Raw genomic sequence first — 968 nt, 5'->3', positions numbered from 1 at the left:
CAGTTCTGAGACAACGAACAGTTGTCGGCTTTGAGCTGAGCATTTAACTGAAAAGTGTGCTTGTTCGCTCGAAACCAATAGGGTTTCGGTGGTCATAGCGTGAGGGAAACGCCCGGTTACATTCCGAACCCGGAAGCTAAGCCTTATAGCGCCGATGGTACTGCAGGGGGGACCCTGTGGGAGAGTAGGACGCCGCCGAACAATTTGTAGGACCCCTGGTCACCAGCGTTCAGCTGGGACCAGGGGTCCTTTTTTGTTTTTCCGGAGCGCGCCGGCTAGCCGGCTGCGCGAGAATGACTTGCGGTACCGAAGACAGGAGTCACCATGTCCACCAACTCTCCCGACGATCGACCGGAGCGCGACCAGCGGCGACGGGACAGTGGTGACCGTGGCGGCTACCGCAGTGGACCGCGTCGCGACAACGACCGACGCGACAACGAGCGTGGTGGGAACGACCGTGGTGGGCGTCCGCCCTTCCGGCGCGACGACCGTCCCGGGGCTCCGCGTCGCGACGACCGGCCCAGCCCCGACCGGCGTGGTGATGACCGCCGTAGCGACGACCGCCGAGGTGATGATCGCGGGGGTTTCCGTCGCAACGATGACCGTGGTGGCTTCCGGCGTGATGACAACCGCGGTGGCGGTGGTGGTGGCGATCGCGGTGGATTCCGTGGACGTGACGACCGTCGTGAGGGTGACCGTGGGCCTCGTCCCGCCTTCCGGCGCGACGACCGCCCCGGGGCGCCGCGTCGCGACGACCGTGGCGACCGTCCCTCGTTCCGTAGGGATGACGACCGTGGTGGCTCCCGCAGGGACGACAACCGTGGTGACCGTCCCGCGTTCCGGCGTGATGACGACCGTGGTGGGTTCCGCAGGGACGACAACCGTGGTGCTGGCGATCGCGGTGGGTTCCGTGGGCGTGACGATCGCGGTCGTCACGACCGGCGCGGGGACGACCGTGGTGGGCGGCC

General features: G+C 66.6%; 1 rRNA gene and 1 pseudogene. Both read left to right on the top strand.

The features are described from left to right. The first annotated feature begins 84 nt into the window (after positions 1-84). Positions 85-201, top strand: a 5S ribosomal RNA gene (rrf, locus tag I8N67_RS41705). 178 nt (positions 202-379) lie between these two features. Next, positions 380-968, top strand: a pseudogene (locus tag I8N67_RS41700) (hypothetical protein); the annotation flags it as partial.

Source organism: Streptomyces adelaidensis (assembly GCF_016598475.1).
GTDB classification, from domain to species: Bacteria; Actinomycetota; Actinomycetes; order Streptomycetales; family Streptomycetaceae; genus Streptomyces; species Streptomyces adelaidensis.
This window is presented reverse-complemented; position numbering and strand designations above follow the sequence as displayed.